General features: G+C 69.4%; 21 protein-coding genes. 11 read left to right on the top strand and 10 right to left on the bottom strand.

Translation table 11 applies throughout. The features are described from left to right. The first annotated feature begins 99 nt into the window (after positions 1-99). Positions 100-1,227 (top strand): serine hydrolase domain-containing protein, encoded by a 1,128-nt coding sequence (locus ACFV9W_RS24220; protein WP_385764269.1) that lies wholly within the window; start codon positions 100-102, stop codon positions 1,225-1,227. A gap of 39 nt (positions 1,228-1,266) precedes the next feature. Here ACFV9W_RS24220 and ACFV9W_RS24225 read toward each other — a convergent pair whose 3' ends face one another. Beyond that, positions 1,267-1,602: a hypothetical protein gene (locus ACFV9W_RS24225; protein ID WP_385764271.1), complete on the bottom strand. Its 336-nt coding sequence runs from the start codon at positions 1,600-1,602 to the stop codon at positions 1,267-1,269. A gap of 72 nt (positions 1,603-1,674) precedes the next feature. On the opposite strand from ACFV9W_RS24225, the gene ACFV9W_RS24230 reads away from it, so the two are divergent. The 6 genes from ACFV9W_RS24230 (at position 1,675) to ACFV9W_RS24255 (ending at position 7,671) form a co-directional block, all read left to right on the top strand. After that, positions 1,675-2,583: a LysR family transcriptional regulator gene (locus tag ACFV9W_RS24230; protein ID WP_385764273.1), complete on the top strand. Its 909-nt coding sequence runs from the start codon at positions 1,675-1,677 to the stop codon at positions 2,581-2,583. 307 nt (positions 2,584-2,890) lie between these two features. Next, on the top strand, positions 2,891-3,268 hold the full coding sequence (locus ACFV9W_RS24235) for an RNHCP domain-containing protein (RefSeq protein WP_385764275.1): 378 nt from the start codon (positions 2,891-2,893) through the stop codon (positions 3,266-3,268). Positions 3,269-3,283: 15 nt separating this feature from the next. Beyond that, positions 3,284-3,721, top strand: a complete 438-nt coding sequence (locus ACFV9W_RS24240) for an RNHCP domain-containing protein (RefSeq protein ID WP_385764277.1) — start codon at positions 3,284-3,286, stop codon at positions 3,719-3,721. 110 nt (positions 3,722-3,831) lie between these two features. Further along, a complete protein-coding gene (locus tag ACFV9W_RS24245) occupies positions 3,832-4,461 on the top strand; it encodes a chemotaxis protein CheB (RefSeq protein ID WP_385764279.1) in 630 nt (209 codons plus the stop codon). 191 nt (positions 4,462-4,652) lie between these two features. Beyond that, the gene (locus tag ACFV9W_RS24250; protein WP_385764281.1) at positions 4,653-7,079 is read left to right on the top strand and encodes a DUF3289 family protein; all 2,427 of its coding nucleotides are present in this window, start codon (positions 4,653-4,655) and stop codon (positions 7,077-7,079) included. Then, positions 7,066-7,671: a hypothetical protein gene (locus ACFV9W_RS24255; protein ID WP_385764283.1), complete on the top strand. Its 606-nt coding sequence runs from the start codon at positions 7,066-7,068 to the stop codon at positions 7,669-7,671. The genes ACFV9W_RS24250 and ACFV9W_RS24255 overlap by 14 nt, the downstream gene beginning before the upstream one ends. Before the next feature lie 27 nt (positions 7,672-7,698). Here ACFV9W_RS24255 and ACFV9W_RS24260 read toward each other — a convergent pair whose 3' ends face one another. The 7 genes from ACFV9W_RS24260 to ACFV9W_RS24290 all read right to left on the bottom strand — a co-directional run bounded on the left by ACFV9W_RS24260 (position 7,699) and on the right by ACFV9W_RS24290 (position 14,986). Next, positions 7,699-8,535: a carbohydrate ABC transporter permease gene (locus ACFV9W_RS24260; RefSeq protein WP_385764440.1), complete on the bottom strand. Its 837-nt coding sequence runs from the start codon at positions 8,533-8,535 to the stop codon at positions 7,699-7,701. 11 nt (positions 8,536-8,546) lie between these two features. Next, positions 8,547-9,536 (bottom strand): carbohydrate ABC transporter permease, encoded by a 990-nt coding sequence (locus ACFV9W_RS24265; protein ID WP_385764285.1) that lies wholly within the window; start codon positions 9,534-9,536, stop codon positions 8,547-8,549. Between the two features lie 140 nt (positions 9,537-9,676). Beyond that, a complete protein-coding gene (locus tag ACFV9W_RS24270; RefSeq protein WP_385764287.1) occupies positions 9,677-10,975 on the bottom strand; it encodes a sugar ABC transporter substrate-binding protein in 1,299 nt (432 codons plus the stop codon). A 209-nt stretch (positions 10,976-11,184) separates the two neighbouring features. After that, a complete protein-coding gene (locus ACFV9W_RS24275; protein WP_385764289.1) occupies positions 11,185-12,240 on the bottom strand; it encodes a Gfo/Idh/MocA family protein in 1,056 nt (351 codons plus the stop codon). A 1-nt stretch (position 12,241) separates the two neighbouring features. Further along, positions 12,242-13,090: a sugar phosphate isomerase/epimerase family protein gene (locus tag ACFV9W_RS24280; protein ID WP_385764291.1), complete on the bottom strand. Its 849-nt coding sequence runs from the start codon at positions 13,088-13,090 to the stop codon at positions 12,242-12,244. Then, positions 13,087-14,283, bottom strand: a complete 1,197-nt coding sequence (locus tag ACFV9W_RS24285; protein ID WP_385764293.1) for an ROK family protein — start codon at positions 14,281-14,283, stop codon at positions 13,087-13,089. The genes ACFV9W_RS24280 and ACFV9W_RS24285 overlap by 4 nt, the downstream gene beginning before the upstream one ends. Positions 14,284-14,404: 121 nt before the next feature. Next, the gene (locus ACFV9W_RS24290) at positions 14,405-14,986 is read right to left on the bottom strand and encodes a GrpB family protein (protein ID WP_385764295.1); all 582 of its coding nucleotides are present in this window, start codon (positions 14,984-14,986) and stop codon (positions 14,405-14,407) included. A 176-nt stretch (positions 14,987-15,162) separates the two neighbouring features. On the opposite strand from ACFV9W_RS24290, the gene ACFV9W_RS24295 reads away from it, so the two are divergent. Together ACFV9W_RS24295 and ACFV9W_RS24300 are read left to right on the top strand one after the other, a co-directional pair. After that, entirely contained in the window at positions 15,163-16,314 is a 1,152-nt protein-coding gene (locus tag ACFV9W_RS24295; RefSeq protein WP_385764297.1) for a calcium:proton antiporter, read from the top strand. Positions 16,315-16,422: 108 nt separating this feature from the next. Continuing rightward, positions 16,423-18,750: a PQQ-binding-like beta-propeller repeat protein gene (locus tag ACFV9W_RS24300; protein ID WP_385764299.1), complete on the top strand. Its 2,328-nt coding sequence runs from the start codon at positions 16,423-16,425 to the stop codon at positions 18,748-18,750. Between the two features lie 33 nt (positions 18,751-18,783). On the opposite strand, the gene ACFV9W_RS24305 is transcribed toward ACFV9W_RS24300, so the two are convergent. Next, the gene (locus ACFV9W_RS24305) at positions 18,784-19,548 is read right to left on the bottom strand and encodes a hypothetical protein (RefSeq protein ID WP_385764301.1); all 765 of its coding nucleotides are present in this window, start codon (positions 19,546-19,548) and stop codon (positions 18,784-18,786) included. 283 nt (positions 19,549-19,831) lie between these two features. On the opposite strand from ACFV9W_RS24305, the gene ACFV9W_RS24310 reads away from it, so the two are divergent. Further along, the gene (locus tag ACFV9W_RS24310) at positions 19,832-20,923 is read left to right on the top strand and encodes a LacI family DNA-binding transcriptional regulator (RefSeq protein ID WP_385764303.1); all 1,092 of its coding nucleotides are present in this window, start codon (positions 19,832-19,834) and stop codon (positions 20,921-20,923) included. A 70-nt stretch (positions 20,924-20,993) separates the two neighbouring features. On the opposite strand, the gene ACFV9W_RS24315 is transcribed toward ACFV9W_RS24310, so the two are convergent. Then, positions 20,994-22,010, bottom strand: a complete 1,017-nt coding sequence (locus ACFV9W_RS24315) for an acetylxylan esterase (protein WP_385764305.1) — start codon at positions 22,008-22,010, stop codon at positions 20,994-20,996. Between the two features lie 317 nt (positions 22,011-22,327). On the opposite strand from ACFV9W_RS24315, the gene ACFV9W_RS24320 reads away from it, so the two are divergent. Further along, positions 22,328-23,575 (top strand): sugar ABC transporter substrate-binding protein, encoded by a 1,248-nt coding sequence (locus ACFV9W_RS24320; RefSeq protein WP_385764307.1) that lies wholly within the window; start codon positions 22,328-22,330, stop codon positions 23,573-23,575. Positions 23,576-23,669 lie beyond the last annotated feature (94 nt).

The raw sequence follows: 23,669 nt of genomic DNA on the forward strand, positions 1-23,669 counted from the left end.
CTTGACCTTGACCTTAGGGCAGGGACCACGCTCGCCGTACTGCCACTTCAGGCAGCGGACCAAAAGGACCAGAGAACCAGAGGAACCAAGGAGACCGCCATGAGCCAGTCCCCGCACACCGCAACCGACTTCGCCGCCGACTCCACCGACTCCGCCGTCGGCCAGGACCGTCCGCAACTGCGCGGCATCCTCCAGGAGATCGTCGACTCCGGCATCACCGGCATTCAGCTGCGGGTGCACGACGACCGGGGCGCGTGGGTCGCCACCGCCGGCGCGGCCGAGCTGGACCGAGACGCCAGGCCCCCGGCCGACGGGCACGTCCGTATCGGCAGCAACACCAAGACGTTCACCGCGACCCTGGTGCTGCAACTCGTCGCCGAGGGCAAGGTCGACCTCGACGCGCCGGCCGTCGACCACCTCCCCGAGTTCGACCTCGACCGCCGGATCACGGTGCGCATGCTGCTGCAGCACACCAGCGGAGTGTTCAACCACACCGGCGAGTTCGACCCGGACGGGACCGTGGTCCCCGGAATCACCTCGACCATCGCGGGCAAGGAGTGGGTGGAGAACCGCTGCCACACCTACCGCCCTCAGGACCTGGCCCGGCTGTCGCTGTCGAAGCCGCCGCGGTTCGAGCCGGGCGCGGGCTGGAGCTACTCCAACACCAACTACGTACTGGCCCGGCTACTGGTCGAGAACGTCACCGGCCGCCCGATCACCGAGGTGACACAGGAGCGGATCCTGGACCCGCTCGGCCTGACGGGCACGGTGGTCCCGGGCACCTCGCAGGACATCCCCGAGCCGTACGCCCACGCCTACTACCGCTACGAGGACGCCGGCCGCCCGCACACGGTCGACGTCAGCCACCAGAACCCGTCCTGGGTCGACGCGGGCGGCGACATGATCTCCACCACCCGGGACCTGCACACCTTCATCTCGGCACTGGCCCGCGGCGAGCTCGTCCCCGCCCCGCTCCTCGCCGAGATGAGCACACCGCACCCCGACAGCGGCTTCGGACTCGGCCTGCGCATCCAACAAGCAGGCGCCGGCACCCTTCTGTTCCACAACGGTGGCCACAGCGGCCACGCGGCGCTGATGTACAGCACGGCCGACGGCAGCAGGACCCTGACCGCCGCGCTGAACTACGTGGACGACGCCGCGATGACCCTGGCGGTCCCGTTCATGAAGGCTCAGGAGCGGCTCGTCGAGGCGGTGTTCGGCAGCTGAGCGCGGGCGGGAGGGCGGGCGCCGGGGAACGGGAGGCCCTCAGCGCCCGGTGGCCCGGTTCCATGCCCGCCCGGCTCCTCGCCACCGCGAGAAGCTTCCCGTCACGCGGCCGACGACGGTCCGTACGCCGCTCCGGGCCCCGACGAGCGCCTGTACGCCGATGAGGACCCAGACAAAGTTCGACGTCACCGAAGGCCATGCCCCGCTGGCGGCGGCGGAGACGGCCAGAAGAGCGCCACCGAGCATGTTGATCAGCTGAAACATCGGGGCGTCCGGCTCGATGACCCGACGCGAGACCAACAGATAGGCGGCAGCCGTGCTCAGGGCTCCTACCCACCCTGCTGCCGTCGCCGCGGAGGTCATGATTGCCTGCATGTCCCCCATGGTGGACACCCGCCGCATACAGATCAATCGAAGTTCTCTACGCCGGGGGTTAAGCTGAATTGAATGGATGTGGACCCGCGGAAACTGGCCGTTCTGCTCGCCGTGCACCGGGCGGGCGGGATCCTCGCGGCCGCCGACGTGCTGCACCTGACGCCCTCCGCCGTGTCGCAACAGATCGCCCGCCTCGAATCCGAGGTCGGCACCCCGGTCCTCGACCGCCAGCCGCACGGCGCGGTGGTCACGGCGGCGGGCCGGGTACTCACCGAGGTGGCCGAACGCATCGAGTCGGAACTGACGGACGTCACACGGTCGTTGGCGGCCCTGCGCGACGAGGTCTCCGGCACCGTGGTCATCGCCGCGTTCCAGACGGTGATCCGGGCCCTGCTCGTCCCGCTGGTGCACCAACTGCGCGCCGAATTCCCGGGTTTGGAGCTGCAGATCCACGAGATGGACGGCGACAAGGCGCAGCAGGAGCTGCGCGCCGGGACGGTGGACCTCCTGATCGTGGAGGCCGAGACCCCCATCGGCCGCAGGTCCGCGCGGGGCACCCGCGACGTGCCGATCCTCGAGGAACCGTGGGTGGTCGTCACGCCCGCAGGAACCCCGACCCCCACCACCCTGACGGACCTCGAACACCTCACCTGGCTCGGCGTCGACTCGGACGCCGCCGCCCACGGCGCCACCGAACACGTACGCCGCGGCATGACCGCCGCCCGCACCGCGCACAGCTACTACGACTACAACGCGGCCCTGGCGCTGGTCGCGGGAGGACTGGGCGTCGCGGTGGTGCCGTCCCTGGCCGTGCTCGGCATGCCCGTCGAGGGAGTCAAGGCGGTGTCCGTGCCGGGGCTCGGCTACCGCCGCCTGATCGCCCGGCACCGCGCGAGCCGTGCGGAGCCGCGCAAGGAGGTGGCGACGGTCCTGGACGGCATCATCAGGGCGGCCGCGGAGCTGCCGTCGCCGACGGAGTGACGCACCCTGGCGCAGGCCTGCTGACGTGCGCGGAAATATTCACTCGCCTACGCGCCGCCGGCCTGCCTACCCTTTCCCCACGGATACTTCCGCACGGCTCCCTGCCGATGCGGCCGAACGACCGGGCCTCGCGCCCACCGAGAGGGTGTCTTGATGACCCGGCCCGCGCCGAGCGCGCCTCACCGCGACGTACTGCATACACGGACTGCACGTACACACCGCGCATAATCGACCAACCCGGTCGCGCCGTCGAGGCCGCTCGGCCTGCTCTTGCTGTCGATGACCAACTCCCCAGCAAGGAGCACAGGTGTCCGAGCACACCCCCAACCCGAACCCCAGCCCCACCCTCAAGACCAGTACGTTCGTCTGCGCCTGGTGCGGTCTCACCGTGACCCTGGCCGATCCGGACGGCCGCAGCCGTAACCACTGCCCTTCGTGTCTGCACTCGCGGCATGTCCTGGACCACGTTCAGGGCGGCCGTACCGAGTGCCACGGCCGGATGTCCCCGATCGCCATCGCCGTCCTGCGGACAGGCGACTGGATGATCGTCCACCGCTGCGTGCGGTGCGACGAGCTCACCTCGAACCCGGTGAGCCCGGACGACAACCAGTTGGTGCTGATGCGGATGGCGGTGCGGCCACTGGCCCAACCACCTTTCCCTCTCGAAGCGTTCGGAACGCTGTGAGCGGGGAGGCCCGGCATGCCACGCCGTAACCGGACGTCGTCCGACGTCCCCGCCTCCCGGCGGCGCCGCCAGCGCGACAAGGACGTCCTCCACGCCCAGCGCGACGGCCACCGCACCCGCGACTTCCGCTGCGCGGGCTGCCGGTTGGACGTGTCCCTGGACGCCCCGGGCAGCGGGCACCGGAACCACTGCCCGAACTGCCTGACCAGCCTGCACGTGGACGCCCGCATCCCCGGCGACCGCGCGTCGGAGTGCCGGGGCCGGATGGACGCGCTGACGGTGTCCTGCCGCCCGGACGGCGAGTGGCTGATCGTCCACGAGTGCCTGGCGTGCGGCGAACTCTCCACGAACCGGGTCGCGGGCGACGACAACGCCCTGGTCCTGATCCGCCTCGCGGTCCTCCCGCTCCGGGCCACGGGCCGGGCGGCGAACCGCACGCTGCTGATGCTGTGAGGGGGTGGGCCGGTACGGGGCCGCTGCCCGTACCGGCCCACCCCTGCGGCGCCATCACCCGGGATGCCGAGGTCCGCTGCCCGGGCCGCGGTGCGCGCTAGCCTTCGCGGGTGGAGACGAATCCCCCAGACGACGACCGTGGCCCGTGGGCAGCCGTGCTGATCGCTTCCTCGGCCGGCGGCATTCAGGGCCTCGGCACACTCCTGGGCGGTCTGACACCCGCCCTGCCCGTGCCGGTACTGGTGGCCCAGCACCTCAAACGATCCCGCGAGACACACATCGTGGCCGTCCTGTCGCGTGCCACCCTCCTGTCGGTCAAGCTCGCCGAGCACGGGGAGCGCCCGCAGGCAGCCACGGTCTACATCGCCCCGCCCGACCGGCACCTGTGCGTAGCGGACGACGGGACACTGGCGCTCACGCAGGAGGACCGGGTCAACTTCGCCCGCCCCGCCGCCGACCCCCTCTTCGAATCGGCGGCGAAGGCATACGGTTCCGGCGTCATCGGCTGCGTACTCACCGGCTCCGACAGCGACGGCGCCCGGGGCATCGAAGCGGTCAAGTCACACGGCGGCACGGTCATCGTCCAGGACCCGGAAACGGCCGAGTTCCGCGGCATGCCCAAGGCCGCGATCAGCACCGGCAAGGTGGACTTCGTCCTCCCCCTCACAGCCATGGGCCCGGCTCTCACCCGCCTCGTCCAGCCCGACACCGGCACCGACGACGACACCGCCACCGTCTGACCGCGGCAAACCAGTAAGGGCCATTCGCGTACCGCCCTAAACGGAGTCATAACCTCCTCCCCAATATCCCCTCCGGACTATCGAGGGACCGCCACTCACGGCTGTATAGGCTGCCCCGGCAGACCAGTGAAGTGCCGTGAAACGGGGGCTACTTCGCGACGGCAGGGAACTTTCCATACGTGGGAGGCACCGTGTACAGACGCGTCACGATTCCGCTCAGCGCCGTGTTACTTCTGCTCGGAGCCGCAACACCGTCGGCCATCGGCGCCGACGACGACGGCGGCGGCTCAAGTCCAGGCAAGACGCTCTACCGGGACACCGAGGTAGAGATCTCGTACCTCAAGCTCGACGCCGGGGATCCGCTGCGGGGCAAGGCGCCTGCGGCCATCCGCGAGAAGACGTCCAAGGGCTCGTACCTCGCGCGGTTCCAGATCGAGAACCTCTCCAAGCGCAGGATCAACGACTGGTCCCTGACCTTCGAGTTGCCCGACCGGATCACCGCCACCGACGCGGTACGCCTTGACTCCGGGCAGGGCGACCGTGCCACCTTCCAGAGCACCCCGGCGAACAAGGTGATCGAGCCGGGCAAGACCTCCACCCTCTGGTACAGCGCCAGGCCCGACGGCAGCGCACACACCCCGACCTGGGCGAACTTCGCCAAGGACGGCGCGAGTCCGACCAAGGACACGGACGGCGACGGCCTCACGGACGACATCGAGCAGCGCGCCAAGCTCGACCCGAGGGCCAAGGACACCGACCACGACGGCCTGACCGACTTCGTCGAACTCGGCAACCGCAGCGACGCCCTCAAGCGCGACACCGACGGCGACGGCACCCCCGACGGCCGGGAGGACCCCGACGGTGACACCCTCACCAACCTGCGTGAGCTGAAGCTCAAGACCGCCGCGGGCAACCCGGACACCGACGCCGACGGCCTGACGGACGGCAAGGAGTCCGCCCAGCGCACCGATCCCGTCAAGGCCGACACCGACGGCGACGGCGTGGAGGACGGCCAGGAGAGCCGTATCGGCTCCGATCCGCGCGACGCCCAGTCCACCTTCGACGTGACGCGCACGACGGACGGCGGCGTCACCGAGGCCTCCGCCGCAGCCGAGGGCCTGCGTCCCGAGCAGGTGCAGGGCTTCGACATTACCCAACTCCCGGCCGACCAGAAGCAGTTCCCGAAGTCCACGCCGGGCTATCTGGGCAACGGGTTCCAGCTCTCGTCCGACCAGACATCGACATCCAACCGGGCGAAGGTGTCCTTCACCCTCGACCCGGAGCGGACCGGTCCCGCTGCCGAGCCGGCCGTCTACCGCTACGACGACACGTCCCAGCGCCTGGTGAAGGTGGCGGACCAGCGGCTCGACGGACACACCATCACGGCCACGGCCGGCGGCCCGGCCAAGTACGTCGTGCTCGACAGCCGTGCCTTCGACAAGGCGGTCGAGCAGGGCGCCCGCACCAAGGCCGCCCAGGACGCGAAGCAGTCCAAGGACACCGACAAGGACGGGATCAGCGACCACGACGAGCGGCAGATCCGGGACGGCCGCATCCTCACGGGCAACGGGCTGCCCGTCGGAAAGCTGGACCCCGACAACCCGGACTCGGACGGCGACTCGGTCGAGGACGGCAAGGAGCTCGAGGTCGTCACCGGGAAGCTGAAGGGGGCGGCGGACCAGGTCTACGCGAAGCTCGCCTCGAATCCGCTGAAGCGGGACTCGGACGGCGACGGGAAGCGCGACGGCGCCGACAAGCAGCCCCTGGTGGTCGTGCCGACGAACATGCTGATCCACCAGTCCGCGAACCGGGAGGGGCACCGCAAGGAGGCCGACCCGAGTGACGTCAAGGTGCCACTGAACCCGCTGGTGGCGGACGACCTGACGTTCAACGACTACACCTACGACGAACTGACCGATCTCAGCTGGCAGTTCTACGTCGCCTCGTTCACCCCGGAGTCCTGGATGTGGGGCGAGTTCAACAGCATCATGAACGCCGGAAAGGCGGGCGCGGACTACGACCACCAGCAGGCGGTCGTCGACCTGTACAACGGATTCCGCTACGGCCGCGGCGGCGAGAGTGCCGGCAGCGTCACGGTGGACGACAACTTCGACCCGTCCCGCTTCCAGACGGTCGGCTCCGGCACCGCCCTGTCCCGGGCGGTCGCGTCATCGCCGCAGGAGCAGCAGTACCTCGAGAAGGCCGGCGGGATCATCACCCGGCTCCTCCAGGAGAACCGTGGTGACACGGCGCCGTTCACGGTCGACGACAAGCTCGACCGGAACCTGCTGTACCAGGAGTTCAACCGCACGGGGCTGCAGTACCCGGTGTACGACTTCTCCGCCACCGACGACAACCAGCGGGCGCTGTCCATCGCCATCCACCAGTTCCACGGGCACACCATCGAGCTGAAGAACTACACGGTCAGCGGGAACACGTTCTCCGGGACACTGCGCTTCCACTCCTACGACCACTTCGGTCTCGACCCGGACGACGAGATCACCACGTACGGCTTCATCGACTGGTTTACGCTGCAGCACTACGACCGGTTCGACGGGAAGTACACCCCGCCGATCGCCCAGGCAGACGTCGAGGTGCCCATCAGTGGGTCGTTCTGACTCCCTAGAGCTTGAGCGGCGCGCAAGGCGGCGCTCGCCGGGCCGGATCCTGCTCGTCACGCTGATCGTCGTGGCGGCGGGCGTCCTGGCCTGGCGGGTCGCCGTCTTCGCCATGCTGGGCTGGCACTTCGGCAGCGGTTTCGACGAGCGGCGCTTCGACAAGCTGGAGCAGCGGATCGAGCCCCGGCAGGCCGCCTTCGCCAGGGCCGACGCCCGCATGCGACAGCTGGCGGCCGCCCACCCGGATGCCGAAGTGATCACCTGGATCCAGCCCCGCGTCTGCGTCCGTGAGGCCGGGCGTCCCGAGGAGTGCGAGCCGACGACGCCGCGGGATCAGGCCACGTACGACGCCCTCTGGGGCACCGACGTGATCCTGTACCAGTCGCACGACAAGGGCCGCGTCTTCTTCCGCTTCTACGGAAACGACCCGCCGATCTACACGCTGATGCACGCCCCCGCCGACACCGACCCCGACTCGTACGCGGACACCCGGGGTTTTCGCTCCACCCGCTCCCTCAGCCCTGGTTGGACCCTTCTGGGGCCCATCCCGGACGAGGGCGAGGACGACAGGCAGTGGCAGTACGACGACTGACACCAACACACCCCCGGCGCCAAGGGATCAGCCCTTGACCGCCCCCGCCGCGAGCCCGGACGCGAGCCGGTGCTGGACCGCCACGAAGAAGATCAGGACCGGCACCGTGACCAGCGTCGAGCTGGCCATGACCGGGCCCCAGCTCGTGGTGTTCTCGCCGAAGAACTGGAAGATGCCGACCGCGGCCGTGTACTTGTCGCTGCTCTTCATGAAGGTGTACGCGAAGACGAACTCGTTCCACGCGGTGATGAACGCGAAGATCGACGTGGCGACAAGACCCGGCGCGACCAGCGGCAGCAGCACGGAGCGGAACATCCGCCACCAGGAGCAGCCGTCGATGTACGCCGCCTCCTCGATGTCCTTCGGCACGGTCTGTACGAAGCCGCGCAGCGTCCAGATGGCGAAGGGCAGCGACAGCGCGGTGTAGACGATGGTCAGGCCGAGGAGGCTGTTGAGCATGTCGTAGTCGCGCATCTGGATGAACAGCGGGATGACGAGCGCCTCGAGCGGCACCATCTGCACGATCAGGACCATGACCAGCACGGACGTGCGGAACTTGAACTTGAAGCGGGCGACCGCGACCGCCGCGAACAGGGCGAGGGCCGCGGAGACCACGACCGTCCCCAGGCCGACGATCGCCGAGTTCAGCAGGTACGTACCGAAGTTGCCGCGCTCGAAGACCGTGGTGAAGTGGTCGAGGGTGAGGCCGCCGGGCAGGAGGTCCGCTCCTCGGCTCTGGGCCTTCGGGTCCAGAGCCGTCGAGACCATCCAGTAGATCGGGAACAGGGTGAAGATCAGGAGGGCGGCGACAGCGACCGGCAGACCGACCTTGGAGCCGAGGGAGGACCGCGTCGTGGCAGGCATGTCGGTGGTGCTCACAGGTCCTCCTCGCCCTGCCGGAACAGGGTGCGGATGTAGATGATGGTGATCACGAGCAGGAGGAGGGTGAGCAGGACCGCCGCGGCGGCGCCCATTCCATAGTCCTCCTTGGCGAAGGCCTCGAGGTACGAGTAGACGCCGAGGTTCTCGACCTGCTCGTTCTGGCCCTGGCCTCCGGGCATCAGGAAGATCTGCGTGAACACCTTGAAGTCCCAGATGGTCGACAGGATCGTCACCACGAGGAACACCGGCTTGATGGCGGGCACGGTGACCTTCCAGAACCGCTGCCAGGCGTTCGCGCCGTCCAGCATCGCCGCCTCGTATAGCTCCTTGGGGATGGTCAGGAGCCCGGCGAAGACGGTGATCGCGACGAACGGGAAGCCGTGGTGGACCACGTTGAGGGTCCCGATGGCGTAGAAGGAGAGGCGGTCGGTGAACCAGTTGCTGGAGTCGGAGCCGCCCACCAGCGCGCTGAACAGGCCGTCGCCCGGCTGGAAGAGCCAGATCCACACGTAGGTGCCGGTTACCGCGGGCATCGCCCAAGCAGCCATGATCGCGGTGGAGCAGATGGTCCGCCAGACCGTGCCGAGCCGGCCCAGGAGCAGGGCGATCGCCGTGCCGAGCGCCACCGTCAGGCCGACACACGCCACCGCGAAGAACGCGGTGTTGGGCAGCACCGTCTTCCACAGCAGATCGCCGCTGAGGAGTTCCACGTAGTGGTCGAAGCCGGTGAAGGTGGCGACGCCGCCGCCGAACTTCACCTCGTAGTCCTGCAGCGACAGGATCCCGACCTGGATCATCGGCCACAGCAGCAGTCCCGCGAGGACGACGAGGGAGGGGGCGAGCAGCAGCCACGGCCGGGTGAGGGTGGTGCGCCGCTTGCGCTTCAGCAGGCGTTCGGACTCGGGCGAGGGCGGGGGCACGGACGGCCGGCTGCCCTGGCTCTCCGGGGCGTCCACGGCCTTGGTGGCGAGCGTGCGGTTCATGGATCGCTCTCAATGGTCGGATGTGCGGGGAGAGTTGAGGGGGCGGCGCGGGAGTGACTCACCGGTCGGTCCTGGGAGCCACCAGGTGTCACTCGCCGGCCGCCGCCGTCACGTACACGTGCGCCGTTCGACGGCGGGTGTCACTCGCTCTGCGCGAAGATGGCGTCCATTTCCTTGGCCGCCTTGTCGGCCGCCTGCTGCGGCGTGGCCTTGCCGGCGAGGATCGACTGGACCATCTTCGGGATGACCTGGGTGGCCTGGATCTCGGTGTACGACTTGGCCTTGGGGACGCTCGCGCCGCCGTCCTTGAACTGCTTGACGAACGGCTTGACCAGCTCGTCGTCCTTGTCGGGCATCTTGTCGAGGTCGGTGTTGGTGGGCGGCAGGTAGCTGGACTGCTCGGCCCACTTCTTGGCGAACTTGCCGGTGGTGAGGAGCTTGATGAACTCCCACGACAGCGCCTCCTTGTCCGTCTTGAACGCGGAGAGGTAGGAGCCGCCGAGGAACGACGGGGACATGCCGCCGTCCTTGCCGGGGACCGGGATGGCGCCGAGCTTGCCCTTGAGGTCGGGGTTGGCGGCGGTGAAGGCCTTCGGGGTCCAGTTACCGGAGAGGGACATGGCGACCTCGCCCTTGTTCCAGGCGTCGCCGACCTCCTTCTCGGTCCAGGTGTTCACCTTGGCCGGCGACACCTTGTCCTTGAGCGCGAGGTCGGTGTAGGCCGTGATGCCTTCGACGGACTTCTTCGAGTTGATGCCCGACTTCCACTTGCCGCCCTGCTTGACGGCGAGTTCGCCGCCCGCGCCCCAGATGAAGGGCGTGGCGAACATCTCCGCGCCGCCCGCGACGGGGAAGGCGAGCATCTTCGGCTCTTCCTTCTTCAGGGTCTTGGCGGCCGAGCGCAGTTCCTGCCAGGTGGTCGGGGGCTTGATGTCGTGCTTCTCGAAGATGTCCTTGCGGTAGACGACCGAGCGGACGCCCGCGTACCAGGGCATGCCGTACTGCTTGCCACCGAGGGTGCCCGCGTCCTTGAGGGCGGGGACGAGGTCGTCGGTCAGGCCGGCCTCGTCTACCTCCTCGGAGACGTCGACGAGCGCCCCCTTGTCGGCGAAGCCTGGCACCCAGGTCGTACCGACCTCGGCGACGTCGGGCACCTGGTCGGCGCCGCCCTCGATGGCGGTGGTGAACTTCCGCTGGGCGCTGGCCCATTGCTGGTACTCGACCTTGATCTTGGCGCCGGTCTTCTTCTCGAAGGCGGCTGCGGCCTCCTTGAAGAAGGGCTTCGCGTCGGGGTTGGTCCCCTCCATGATCCAGACGCTGAGCGTCTTGCCCTTGCCGTCGGTCCCGCCGCCGCCCTCCGAGCCACCCCCTCCGCAGGCGGTGGCGGTGAGCCCGAGTGCCAGGGCGGTGCTGGTGGCTGCGATGACGCGTCGGTTCATGGGTGGTGGCTCCTCTTACAGCAGTACAGCAGGGAAGTGGTGGTGCCCGTGATATGCCCGTGAGCACGCAGATTCTCATCACGTTCTCACCCAGGAGGTCTAGACCCCTTGGGAAGTGGCGACTGAACTGTGATCCGCGTTGCACACCGTGCAGCCGGGCATGCCAGTTGCCCGGGACTGGCCGGTCCCGGGCAACTGAATCGGCCGGGTCAGCGCTCGATCTTCACCTCGGCGCCGCTCTTCGCCGAGGCGTAGACGGCGCTGAGCATGCGGGCCATCTCCAGGCCCTGTTCCGCGGTGGCGTCGGCGGGTATCTCGCCCCGGCAGATCCGCAGGAAGTGGTCGATCTGGTTCGCGAACCCGGCCTTGAAGTCAAAGCCCAGCGAGTCGATCTGCGGCCGCACATGCAGGAGCGTGTCGTGCCGCTCGGTGAGCATCAGCAGTTCCGGCTCGATCTCCGCACCACCCTTGTCACCATGGATGCGCACACTGATCTCGTTGCGGGCGTGCAGCGAGTACGAGGTGTCCACATCCAGCACCTGGCCGTCCTCGAAGCGGATCTGCGCGGTGACGTAGTCCTCCACGGTGTTGGGCCGGTCCGCCGAGGCGGCACGGTACCGCTTGAGGTTCTGGATGTTGTCCCGCGCGCCCAGCGGCGCGAAAGTGACACCGGACGCGGACACCGCCTTCGGCCTGCCCATCAGGTACCAGCACAGGTCGATGATGTGCACACCCAGATCGATCAGCGGACCGCCGCCCGACAGCTCCACATCACCGAACCAGCCGCCCGGGTTCCCTGCGGCCCGCAGCAGCGTGGCACGCGCGGCGTAGATGTCACCGAACTCGCCCGCGTCCAGGAACCGCTTGGTGACCAGCGCGTTCGGCGCGAACCGCCGTACGTAGCCGATCTGCAGCGCCTTGCCGGTCTCCTCGACGGCCCGGACCAGTGACTCGGCCTCGGCGACGGTGACCGTCATCGGCTTCTCGATCAGTACGTTCTTCCCGGCCCGCAGCGCCGCCTCGGCAATGGGGGCGTGCAGGGTGTTCGGCACACAGACACTGACGGCGTCCACGTCCGGGTCGGAGAGGATCTCCGCGACGTCGGTCGTGGCCCGCGGCACGTCGAACTGCTCGGCCCGCGCCTTGGCCCGCTCCGGGTCGATGTCGCACACGGCGACCAGCTCGGCCCGCTCGTTCTTCTGATAGGCACTCAGGTGCTCGGTGGCGATGGCCCCGAGGCCGATCACAGCGATACGCGTCGTCATGTCAGGCCAAGCCTTCCGTCGTCAGTCGAAGTATGTTCGCAAGGGATTGCTCGATGGCGGGCAGCGGCGCTTCCATGCCCTCGAATTCCAGACTCACCGGCACGTCGGGCTTGGTGGCGGCCAGGGCGAGGAGGCCGGGCAGATCGAGGTCGCCGTGGCCCGAGACGGTGCCGAGGAGGTAGTCGCCCGCGAGCGTCTTCAGCCAGCCCTCCCCCGCAGAGCGGCGGATGTGGAAGTCCTTCACACCGATGGACGCCGCCACGTCGATCAGGTCGGCGGCGGTCTTCCCCGGCACCTCGCCGACGCACAGGCCGTTGCCGAGGTCGAGGGTGACGCGGAAGTTCGGACGGTCCACGGCGTGCACGAGGCGGGCGAGCCGCTCGCCACCGTTCATGAAGAAGCCGTGGTTCTCGATGGTCGACACCATGCCGAGCTCCGCCGCATGGTCGGCGACGGCGCGGCAGCCCTCGACGACCTTCTCGAAGGTCGACTCGAACTCCCCCGGGTCCCGCTCCCGCCAGGCCCACGGCGCGACGTCGTGCCGGAAGATCCCGGCGCCGAAGGCCTGCGCGACGTCCAACTGCCGGCGCAGACGGTCGACTTCCTTGCCGTCCGCGTCCCTCAGATCGCCGCTCACCAGATAGTTGACGATCGGCACACCGACGTCCTCGGCGTGCTTCGCCGTGTCACGTACGACGCGTTCGTTCTCCAGGTAGTACGCCCCGTCCGTCGCGGCGATCTCGATGTGTCCGGCCTTCGAGGCCGCGACCCAGTCCAGCACACCGATCAGGTCCATCTCGCCGCTGCCGATGAGCTGGCGGAAGCAGTACGAACTGACTCCGAGCTTCACTTGGTGATCCCCTCCACGTCGTGTGTGATGCGGGCCCATGGGCTGGGATAGCCGTGGACCCCGTAGATCTCCGAACCGCACCGGTCGAACGCGTTGCCCACGGCACCGAGCACCACCGCCTCGCGCCCCAGACCGGACGCGACGAACGACGGACGCTCCGGCGAGACCAACTCCCTCTCGATCGCGGCCTCCAGCGGCCGCAGCAGCGCCCCGACGTCCTTCGCCGCACCGCCCCGCACGACCACCACCTCCGGGTCGACCACCAACAGCACGGTCGCGACCCGCTCGGCGATCTGCGCGCAGAAGTCCTCGACCTCGGCCTGCGCTTCGGCGTCGCCCGCGGCGGCGGCGCTCAGCACCTGCGCGCTCGTCCGGCGCGACGACCAGACCAACTGCCCGCGCCGCGCGTTCCGCGTCCAGCGCATGCCGCGCTGCGCACCGAGTTCGCCCGCGAGCCGGTGACTGCCCTGCCGGATCGAACCGTCCAGCACGATCGACACGGACAGCCGGTGACCGATCTGCAGATAGACGACATCGGAATACCCGCGGCCCGCGCCCGCGCGCTGCTCCGCGAGCCCGGCCAGCTTGATGTCGTTGTCGACGACCACGGGCTTTTGGCCGAGGTCCTTCGCCAGCAGCTCCGCGACCGGCAGACCGGCCAGGTCCGGCATCGCGAGACTGGCGCGCAGCCGCCCGTCCGCCTCGACGACACCGGGCAGCGCGATGCCGACCGCGCGCAGCTGTCCGAGGTCGAGCGAGGAACCGGCTGCGGCGTCGAGCGCGCGCGAGATCAACGCGAGATCGGCGTGCCGGCCGACATGCTGCTCGGCGCCCTCGACGCCGTGCTCGTCGGGTGCCGCTTCCGCGTACCCCACCCGGCGGCCGGACAGGTCGCAGATGACCGCGCGCGCCCCTCGGGGCCCGAGGTCGACCCCGGCGACAAGCCCGCCCTCCCGTACGAACCGAAAGGCACGGGCAGGCCGACCGGGCCCTGCCGACGCGGCGCTGACACTCTCGACCATTCCGAGCTCGACGAGGTCGTCGAGCACGGCCCGCACCGTCGGCCGTGACAGGCCGGTGGCCTCACTGATCACACCGATCGTGCACGCCTCGTCGGCCTCGGCCAACACCCCCAGACACGCGACCTGATTCGCCGCCCGCTCCGCCTGAACGGCCTCCCGTGCAGTGTCCATTGCCCCCATCACCCATATGGAAACCGGCTTTAATAAACACGGTATAGGAATGAGTGGGAGGGAACAAGGGTGTCCTGTCGAGCGGGTACGAGCGGGCGTCAGCGGCGCCGACGCCGCCGGGTCACCGCTTCTCCCACACGGGCACCGACGGCAGACCGCGCTGTGCGCGCGCACGGTCGGTGAGTTCCTGCACGAGCGTCGTCTTGGCCCGGGAGTACGCACCCGCACCGGTTCCGGCGGCGACGATCGCCCGCTTGAGCCGCGCGTAGCGGGCGGCGTCCTCGGGATGGGTGCGCATGTGGTCCCGGAGGATGCGCTGGTTCCGGGTGGGCCAGCTCTCCAGGGTCACCACGTGGAGGATGTGACTGCGAACCCTGTTGCCCGCGCTGTCCGCGTTGTCCGCGTCATCCGCGCGTACGTACAGCAGCCGGTCGGTCATCCCGTTGTCATGCGGATGGAAGCCGAGGCCGGCGAGCGCCGCATGGTGGAGCGCGGCGTACGGGAGGTCGTGGACGGCGGCCATCAGATCAATGACGGGCTTGGCGGCAAGTCCGGGGACAGCTGTCGAGCCGATGTGCTCGATCTCCACGAACAGCCCGGGTACCGCAGCCCGCAGGGCATCGATGGCAGTCGCGGCCTGCTGAGGCCAGCACGGGTCGTACTCGACTACGTAGATGCCCCCGGACTCCGACACGGCTGCCATCCTGCTCAACACACACTGCGACGTCCAACGAAATCCCGCCCAGGCCCAGCCCAGGCCCAGCTCAGGACGGCAACCGCGCCGTACTCAGGTACCCTTTAAGGCAGTAGGTGCGCCCGGGACGGCCCGTGCGTGGGAGACAAGCGCCGGGACGGCCCGCAGATTGGGAGATCTGACCCGTGTCGGTCATCTCTGGCATCCGAAACGTTCTCACTCCCCGGGCACTGGCTCAGCTGCTGCTCGGCTGGATCGCCTTCGGCGCACTGCTCATCGCAGGCCCCGCTCTGGAGGGCCCGCTCTCGACCCCGGTGCTCTTCGGGCTGCTCGCGGCCATCGTCCTCGTGATCGTGGCCTGCGCCTTCGGCGTGGTCACCCAGGCCGAGCGCCTCTCCCACCGGCTGGGAGACCCCTACGGAACCCTGGTCCTCACCCTGTCGATCGTGGTGATCGAGGTCATCCTGATCTCGTCCGTGATGCTCGGCCCGGGGGAACACGCGACCATCGCCCGTGACTCGGTGATGGCCGTGTCGATGATCATCCTCAACCTCGTGGTCGGCATCGCGCTGCTCGTCGCGGGCATCCGCCACGGCAGCCTGCGCCCCAACCGCGCCGGTGTGTCCTCGTACGTGTCCCTGCTGGTGGTCCTGCTGGCGACGGCGTTCGCCCTGCCCGGCCTGATCGGCGACGACGGCGCGTACACGGCCGGCCAGGAGGTGCCGATCCTCGTCTCCACCCTGGCGCTCTACGTCTTCTTCCTCTGGCGCCAGATGGGCCCCCAGAGCGGCGACTTCCAGGAGGTCACCGCCGAGCCGGCCACGTCCGCGGCAGCCACAGAGGGCCCGAGCCACCCCGGCATCAAGGAGGTCCTGTCGGCCCACCGCACCGAGGTGCTCTCACGCGCCGTGGTCCTGGTCCTCACCGTCATCCCGGTCGTACTGCTCTCCCACGACATGGCCACCCTCCTCGACGAAGGCCTCGGCCGCATCGGCGCCCCGGTGGAACTGTCGGGCATCCTCATCGCGATGATCGTCTTCCTGCCGGAGACGATCACCACGATCCGCGCCGCGTACACCGGCGAGATCCAGCGGGTGAGCAACCTGTGCCACGGCGCGCTGGTCTCCACCGTGGGCCTGACCATCCCGGCCGTCCTCACCATCGGCCTGTTCACCGGCCAGACCGTCCACCTCGCCGAGACACCCGCGAACCTCGTCCTGCTCGGCGTCACCCTGCTCCTGACGGTGACATCCTTCTTCGGCAAGAAGGTCACCGCGGTCCACGGCGGCGCCCACCTGATGGCGTTCCTGCTGTACGCGCTCGTCGTGTTCTCCTGAGCGGGGCGTCGGGCATCGCCATACACCGGCCCGTACACACGCCCCGCGCCAGAGGGCTACGCTGCGATCACTTTGCTGAACCACGGTGCAGTCTGGGGGACTTGAGACGTGGCGGATCGCATACTGGCCGACCGGTACCGGCTCGTCAGGCCGCTGGGGCAGGGCGGGATGGGGGAAGTGTGGGAGGCCCGGGACGAGGTCCTGGGGCGGCCGGTCGCCGTCAAGGTGATCTCGATGCTCGCGGGCGGCGGCAGCGGCGCCGACGACGCACGTGCCCGCTTTCTGCGCGAGGCGCGGATCACCGCCGCGCTGCAGCATCCGCACATCGTGACCGTGCACGATGTCGGCACGGCCGTCACCCCCGAGGGCAGCACACCCTTCCTGGTCATGGAGCTGCTGCGCGGCGAGGGCCTGGAGGCCGCCGTCCGGCGAGGCCCGGTCGGCGGGGCGCAGGCGGCCCGGTGGGGCGGGCAGATCTGCGAGGCGCTCGCGGAGGCGCACGCCGCAGGTGTGCTGCACCGTGACATCAAGCCCGCCAACCTGTTCGTGACGCCGTCGGACCGGATCAAGGTCCTGGACTTCGGGATCGCGCGGGCCGCCGACGCCTCGGCCACCGACGGGCGGCTGACCCGCACCGGCCTGGTCATCGGGACGGCCGCGTACATGGCACCCGAACAGGCCCGCGGCTACCCGGAGCAGAGCAGCGACCTGTACGCGATGGGCTGCGTCCTGTTCGAACTGCGCACCGGCAGACTGCCGTTCACCGCACCCGACACCCTCGGTTTCCTGACAGCACACCTCAACGATGTACCACCGGCGCCCAGCAGCATCGCACCGGACCTCTCGCCCGCCTGGGACGCGTTGATCCTGCGCCTGCTGGCGAAGGACCCTCAGGAGCGGTACGGCTCGGCCACCGAACTCGGTGACGCCCTGCGCGAGTTGGAGGGAGGGGCCGCCCCCGCGACACCGGTGCCGGTACCGCGCTCCGGACACCCTCCCACCGTGGTCGATCCTCAGCCCGCGCCCGCCGTCCCCGTACCCCTCGATGCCGCCGCCACCATCACGGCCGCGCAGCACGGCACCCCGGAGACCGGTGGCCGCCGCGAGTTGAGCCGCCGTGGACTGCTGCTGGGCGGCGCCGGGTTCGCCGCGGTGGCCACGGCCGGCATCTCGGCGGGCGTCTATCTCACCGCCGACCCCGGCCACGACGCGTTCGCCTGGTCGCACAACCTCGGCGAACGCCGCGAAGGCTGGGACCAGCCCCTCCTGTCCGGCACACGTTGCTTCGTCCCCGCCCACGACGGCGCCGCTATCCAGGCGTTCGAACTCACCGGCGGCAAGCATCTCTGGAAGCGCGACCTGGGCCTCGAGTGGCCCCTGTCCGGAGCCTCGCAGGCGGCCGCGGTCGACGACGGCGACACCGTGCTCGCGTTGGTGCAGCTGCCCCAGGACCGGATCGCGATGCTGTACGTACTCGACGGCGCCACCGGCAGGACCCGCTGGAAGCGGGAGCTGTACGACGAGGACGACTACGACCTGCACGTCCTCGACCGCAGCGGACTGGTGCTCTTCGGCGACGGCGACCCCTACCGACAGACGGTCACCGCCTTCGACGCACGTACGGGGAAAGAACGCTGGACCCAGCAATTGGATGATTCGGGCCCCGTCGAGGGGATCGGGGACATGGCCCTGGTGGGCTCGACGGCACTCGACGGAGCGACCGGCAAGCAGCTGTGGGACCGGCCCGGCATGAACCTGTACACCGAGCTGGGACAGCGCATCAGCGGGCCGCAGCGCACGGATGACGCCCTCCTCTTCCACGACAAGGTCACCAAGAAGCGCATCGACCTCGTCCTGCTCGGCGCCCGCACGGGCACGGAGAAGTGGCGCGTCCCCCTGTCCGAAGTCACGCCCGTGGCCCCCAACAGCCTCCGCGAGGAGGATCCCCCGGCGGCCCCGCTCTCCGGCACCACCCTCCTGCTCCCCCGCCTCAAGGGCGAGCGCACCAGACCCACGGCCATCGACGTCCGCACCGGCAAGGAGAAGTGGACCTTCAAGGGTGAGGCCCCCACCGGAGACCGTGCCCCCGATCCGGTGTCCACTCCCGGCGGCTTCGTCCTGCCCACAGCCGACGGTGTCGTCTGCCTCAACGCCGCCGACGGCAAGGAACGCTGGCGGGCCGAAGGCGGTACGGACCTCGACATCGCCTCCGCGGGCGCGTACACGATGGTCCGGCACACCCGCACCGCCCGGCTGCTCCAGAGCCGCCGAACGGTACGCGTCCTGCGTTCCGCCGACGGCCGCACGTTGTGGAAGGGCGAGTTCACGGCAAGCCTCGGCAACAGCGACCCACTGGCCACGGGCCGGACACTCGCCTTCCTGGACCCCCAGGACAACCTGCGCGGCATCCGCCTCACCGTCCCCCGTAAGGACTGAGGCTCGCTGGGCATCCGGCATCCGGCAGTCGGCTCAAGAGCCGGAGTTGCCGGCCACGTCCCCGTACACCTTTCGGTGAAATTGCGGGAACCGCGCCGCATCCGGGTCGAGGAGATCGATGAGCTCGACCAACTGCTGCTGCAGGGCCCGCAGGCGGGCGAGCGCCGGCACGGCGTCCTCCGCGATCTCATCCACGTCGGCCAGCAATTCCGCGAACCACGCGGCGAAGGCACTGTCGGTGTCGAGCCGGGCGCAGAACTCGGCGTAATCGAGACAGCGGCGACGGCCCGGCTCACTGTCCGGGTGGATCATTACGCCACCGATGGCGCGCTGCTGTATGCGGAAGAGCCGCAGTGCGTCGTGCTGGTTGAACGAGCCGTTGAAGGTCTCAGATATGCGATAGAGCTGCGTGACGACCTTACGGTTCTCCCCGCTGTTGCCCAGGTCGAGGAACTGCAGATCACGGCGGAGGATCTCCACCCATCCCAGGTACTCGGCGAGAACGAACACCGTGCTGCGCCGGGCCAATTCCGCTTCCCGCTCGGTGCCGTGCACGAGGAAGATGGTCAAATATCCCCTGGCCGGTCCTGGGGTGGTGTCCCGCTCGTGACCGGTCAGGATGTTGAACAGGCGGCTCTGCAAGTCGAACGTCGCCCAGGCGAGGGACGCACTGTAGCGGTCCATGTAGTCGAGCCGCTCCACCTTCCGGATCCGGCGCTGCTGCCAGTACCCCAGGACCGCCGCCGTCGCCGCGCTGCACACGGCGACGGCCGCTGCGAGCCAGCTGAGAGCGTCCATGGTCCAAAACTAGGGGTTCCGGGCCACCAACGCCCAGTGATTCAGGGGAAGTTCGCCGAGAAACGGACGGCAGCGACTCCAGGCCCGACGCACTTCGCGCGCACGCCCGACACGCCACCGGTTTGGCGCGCTCGCCCCCTCCTCCTCCCCCCTCCTACGTTTGCGGACCTGATGCCTCGTGATCGACTTCCCTTGCCCCGGCGACGCCACCCGCCTAAAGTGAATGCGCTTTCATAGGCTCAGGCCCCTGCCGGGCCGCAACGGACTCGGGGGATTCCACCCAGTGAGCACAGCCCCCACGGTGTACGACGTCGCCGAACGGTCCGGCGTGTCCATCGCCACCGTGTCGCGCGTCTTCCGCACGCCCGACACGGTCCGCGCGCCGACCCGCGAGCGGGTCCTCGCGGCCGCCCGTGAGCTCGGCTACGTACCCAGTGGCAATGCCCGCGGCCTCGCCAGCCGCTCCACGGGTGTGCTCGGCCTGTGCCTGCCCGACTACTCCGACCCGGACGTCGAGTCCGAGGCGGAGCACGGCCCGGGCGACGAGGCGGAGGACGACGCCGCGGTGCTCTACGCCGACCAGATCATCCGCGGCATGGAACGGGCCGCGCGCCGCCACGGGTACGCGCTGCTGATCGCGGCCTCGCCCAAGGGCGGCCCGGAGAGCCAGGTCGCGAAGGTGGCGGGCCGGTCCGACGGGTTCGCGGTGATGGCCCGAACCGTACCGACAGAGGACCTGGAGGTCATCGCACAGCGCCAGCCAGTGGTCATGCTGGCCGGGCCGCGCGAGCCCGACGTCCTCGACCACCTGGACCACGTCGAGGTCGCCAACGCCGACGGTCAGCGCGAACTCACCCGGCACCTCATCGAGGACCACGGTCTGCGTCGGCTCACCTACGTCGGCGCCGCCGAGGACTCACCGGACGTTCGGGCCCGTTTCCGCGGCTACGTGGAGGCCTGCCGCGCCGCCGGAATCCCCGCGCCCGAGGAACCCGATGTCAGCGTCGGCATGATGACGCAGGCCGAGGGCGCCCGCGCCGCCGACGCCCTGCTCGACCGGCCCGGCGAGCGGCCGCAGGCCGTGCTGTTCGCCAACGACCAGCTGGCGGTCGGCGCCCTGCACTCCTTCGAGCGCCGGGGTATGCGGGTGCCGGAGGACATCGCGGTCACCGGCTTCGACGGCATCGCGCTCGGCCGCCTGGTGCGGCCCGCGCTCACCACGGTGCACCAGCCGATGCGGCAGATGGGCGAGGAGGCGGTGGAACTGCTCGTACGCCGTCTGACCGGGCGCGGGGGCGGCACTCCGGTCTCGAAGGTGCTGCCCGTGTCGGTCGTGCGCCGGGCCAGTTGCGGGTGTGCGGGGCACGTGAAGTAGATCCCCCCCAAGCCGGGAGCGTACGTGGGGCGGTGGCCGCCCCACATCGTCCACCGCCCCTCGCCTCACCTCACCTCAGCACGCGGGCGAAGAAGTCCGCGGTGGCGGCGTCCAGTCCGGCCTGCTCCGCCTGCGTCCCCTCGTACTCGAAGTGCCCGGCCTCAAGCACCCGCAGCTCCCGCGGCCCGGCCAGCGCGTTGTGCACCGCGAACTGGCCGTGCGGCGGCACCGACGGGTCGAAGAGCGCCGCGGCCACCAGGACCGGCTTGCGCAGCCGGCCCGCCGCCGTCGCCGCGTCAAAGTAGCCCAGCACGTCGACGACCTCGGGGTGCTCCGCGTGGTACCGGCGCACGGCCGCGCCGCTGCCGACACAGTCCAGGGTCAGCCGCAGCGGATGGTTGCCGAACGTCGGCACCGTCAGCTGCCCCGCGGCGAACCGCTCGTCCCACGGCAGCGCCAGGGCGCCGAGCCCGCCGCCGAAGCTCACACCGAGGTACCCCAGGCGCGGGTCAGGACCGTTCAGCCCCGGTACGAGTTCCAGCAGCGCCGACGCGGCACACCACAGGTCGGCGACACACCCGCCGATGACGTAGGTGTCACGCGAGGCGATCCCGTGCAGGACGTGGTCCGCGGCGACGGACGGCACGTCGGGCAGCAGGCCGCGGTCCGGCATGCCGCGCACGCACGGCAGGATCGCCGCGGACCGGGGCAGCGGCAGCGGCACGTCGGGGCCGACCTCGTCCCGGCCTCCGTAACCGTGTCCGACGACGAAGCCGTGCTCCGGCTCCCCTTCGGCGGGCAGCACGAGCCAGCCACCGAGCCGGACGCCGCCCACGGAGGCGTACGACACCTCATGGATGCGCACGCCGTCCCGCTCCTCAACGAGCCGTCCGACCTCGGGCCTCGGGCCCACCGCGCGGGCCGCCTCGTAGCGCGAGCGCCAGAACGCGTCGAAGTCGGCGGGGGCCTGTGGCGCGGGGATGCGCAGCAGCTCGTTCAGCCCCCGGCCGTAGGCGGGGTCGAAGGGGAAGTCGTGCGCGAAGTCGCGGGCCGAGCGGTCGCCGCCGTCGACTGTGCCGTGGGTCATGGCCGAGACCTTAGATCAGGAGGTATGACCTACTGGGGGCGGCCCCGCTTGCCCCCTGATGTCACGTGATGTCTCCATCTCAATGTCATGTGATGTCTGCCTTTCGATGTCACATGATGTCTACCTCTTGATGTCACGTGACACCTCCCTCCCGATGTCACCTGGCGGCTTTCCGTTGATGACACTCCCGCGATGTCACTGCCGTTACGAGAGTGTGACCAAGCCTCTATTGCCACATCGGGAGCGTTCTTACAGAGTGATGTATGCGCTTACAAACAGCGCTTACATTCCACGGTCCGCTCAAGGAGGAGCCGTCCATGAACCGCCGAGCCACCACCGCCGCGATCGGGGTCACCCTGGCGTCCGCACTCACCCTGACCGCTTGCGGCGGCTCCGGCGGCGACCAGGTCAAGGCTGATGCGAAGCAAGCGCTCACGGTGTGGGCCATGGGCACCGAGGGTGAGAAGCTCGCCGACGTCGCCAAGGTCTACGAGAAGGCCAACCCGAACATCACGGTCGAGGTGACCCCGATCGGCTGGGACGTCGCCCACCAGAAGCTGGTCTCGGCCGCCGCGGCGAACAAGCTGCCCGACGTGATGCAGATGGGCGGCAGCTACCTCACCGAGTTCGCGGACATGGGCGCCCTGGAGAAGGTCGACACCAAGACCTTCAAGGAGAAGGACTACTTCCCGGCCGGCTGGAAGCAGGGCCAGTACGACGGTGACACCTACGGTGTGCCGTGGTACGTCGACACCCGCGCGCTCTTCTACCGCACCGACCTGGCGAAGAAGGCCGGCATCGACAAGGCGCCGGCCACCATGGCCGAGCTGCGGGAGGCCGCCGAGAAGTTCCAGGACAAGGCCGGCACCAAGTGGGGCCTGTCCATCCAGCCGGGCGGCCTCGACACCGTGCAGAGCTTCTACCAGTTCCTGTACTCGGCGGGCGGCCAGCTCGTCACGGAGGACGGCAAGGCCGTCGCCAAGAGCCCCCAGGCCATCAAGGCCCTTGAGAACTACGGCAGTTACTTCAAGAAGGGCCTGAGCGATAAGTCCGTGCGCCCGGGCTACGACGTGACGAAGGACTTCAACAACGGCTCCGTGCCGATGTTCTTCGGCGGCCCCTGGCACATGGGTCTGCTGGACGACAACTACCCGGACCTGAAGGGCAAGTGGGCCGTCGCCAACGTGCCCGCCGACGAGACCTCCGCCTCCATGGCAGGCGGCTCGGCGCTGACGATCTCCGCGGACAGCGAGCACAAGGCCGCCGCCAAGGAACTGGTGAAGTACCTCACCGACACCAAGGGCCAGGCCGACTGGTACCAGCGCACCAAGGACCTCCCGGCCAATGTGAACGCCTGGAAGTCCGGCGAGCTGGCCACCGACCCGGACATGAAGGTCTGGAAGACCCAGATGGAGTCGGCGAAGGCCTCCCCGGCCCAGCCCAAGTGGACCGAGATCACCTCGAAGGTCGACACCGCGATCGAGAAGGTCGCCCAGGGCAAGGCCTCGGCGAAGAGCGCGCTCGACGCGGCCAACACCGAGATCGAAGGCCTCGTGCAGAAGTAGCCGCACCGTCGGGGCGGCGGTGGCCGCCGCCCCATGAAGCAACTCCCCCACCCCGGCGTCCCGCGTGCTCCCCGCACCCGGACGTGCGCAGGAC

It is taken from the genome of Streptomyces sp. NPDC059897 (genome assembly GCF_042730865.1).
Taxonomy (GTDB): domain Bacteria; phylum Actinomycetota; class Actinomycetes; order Streptomycetales; family Streptomycetaceae; genus Streptomyces.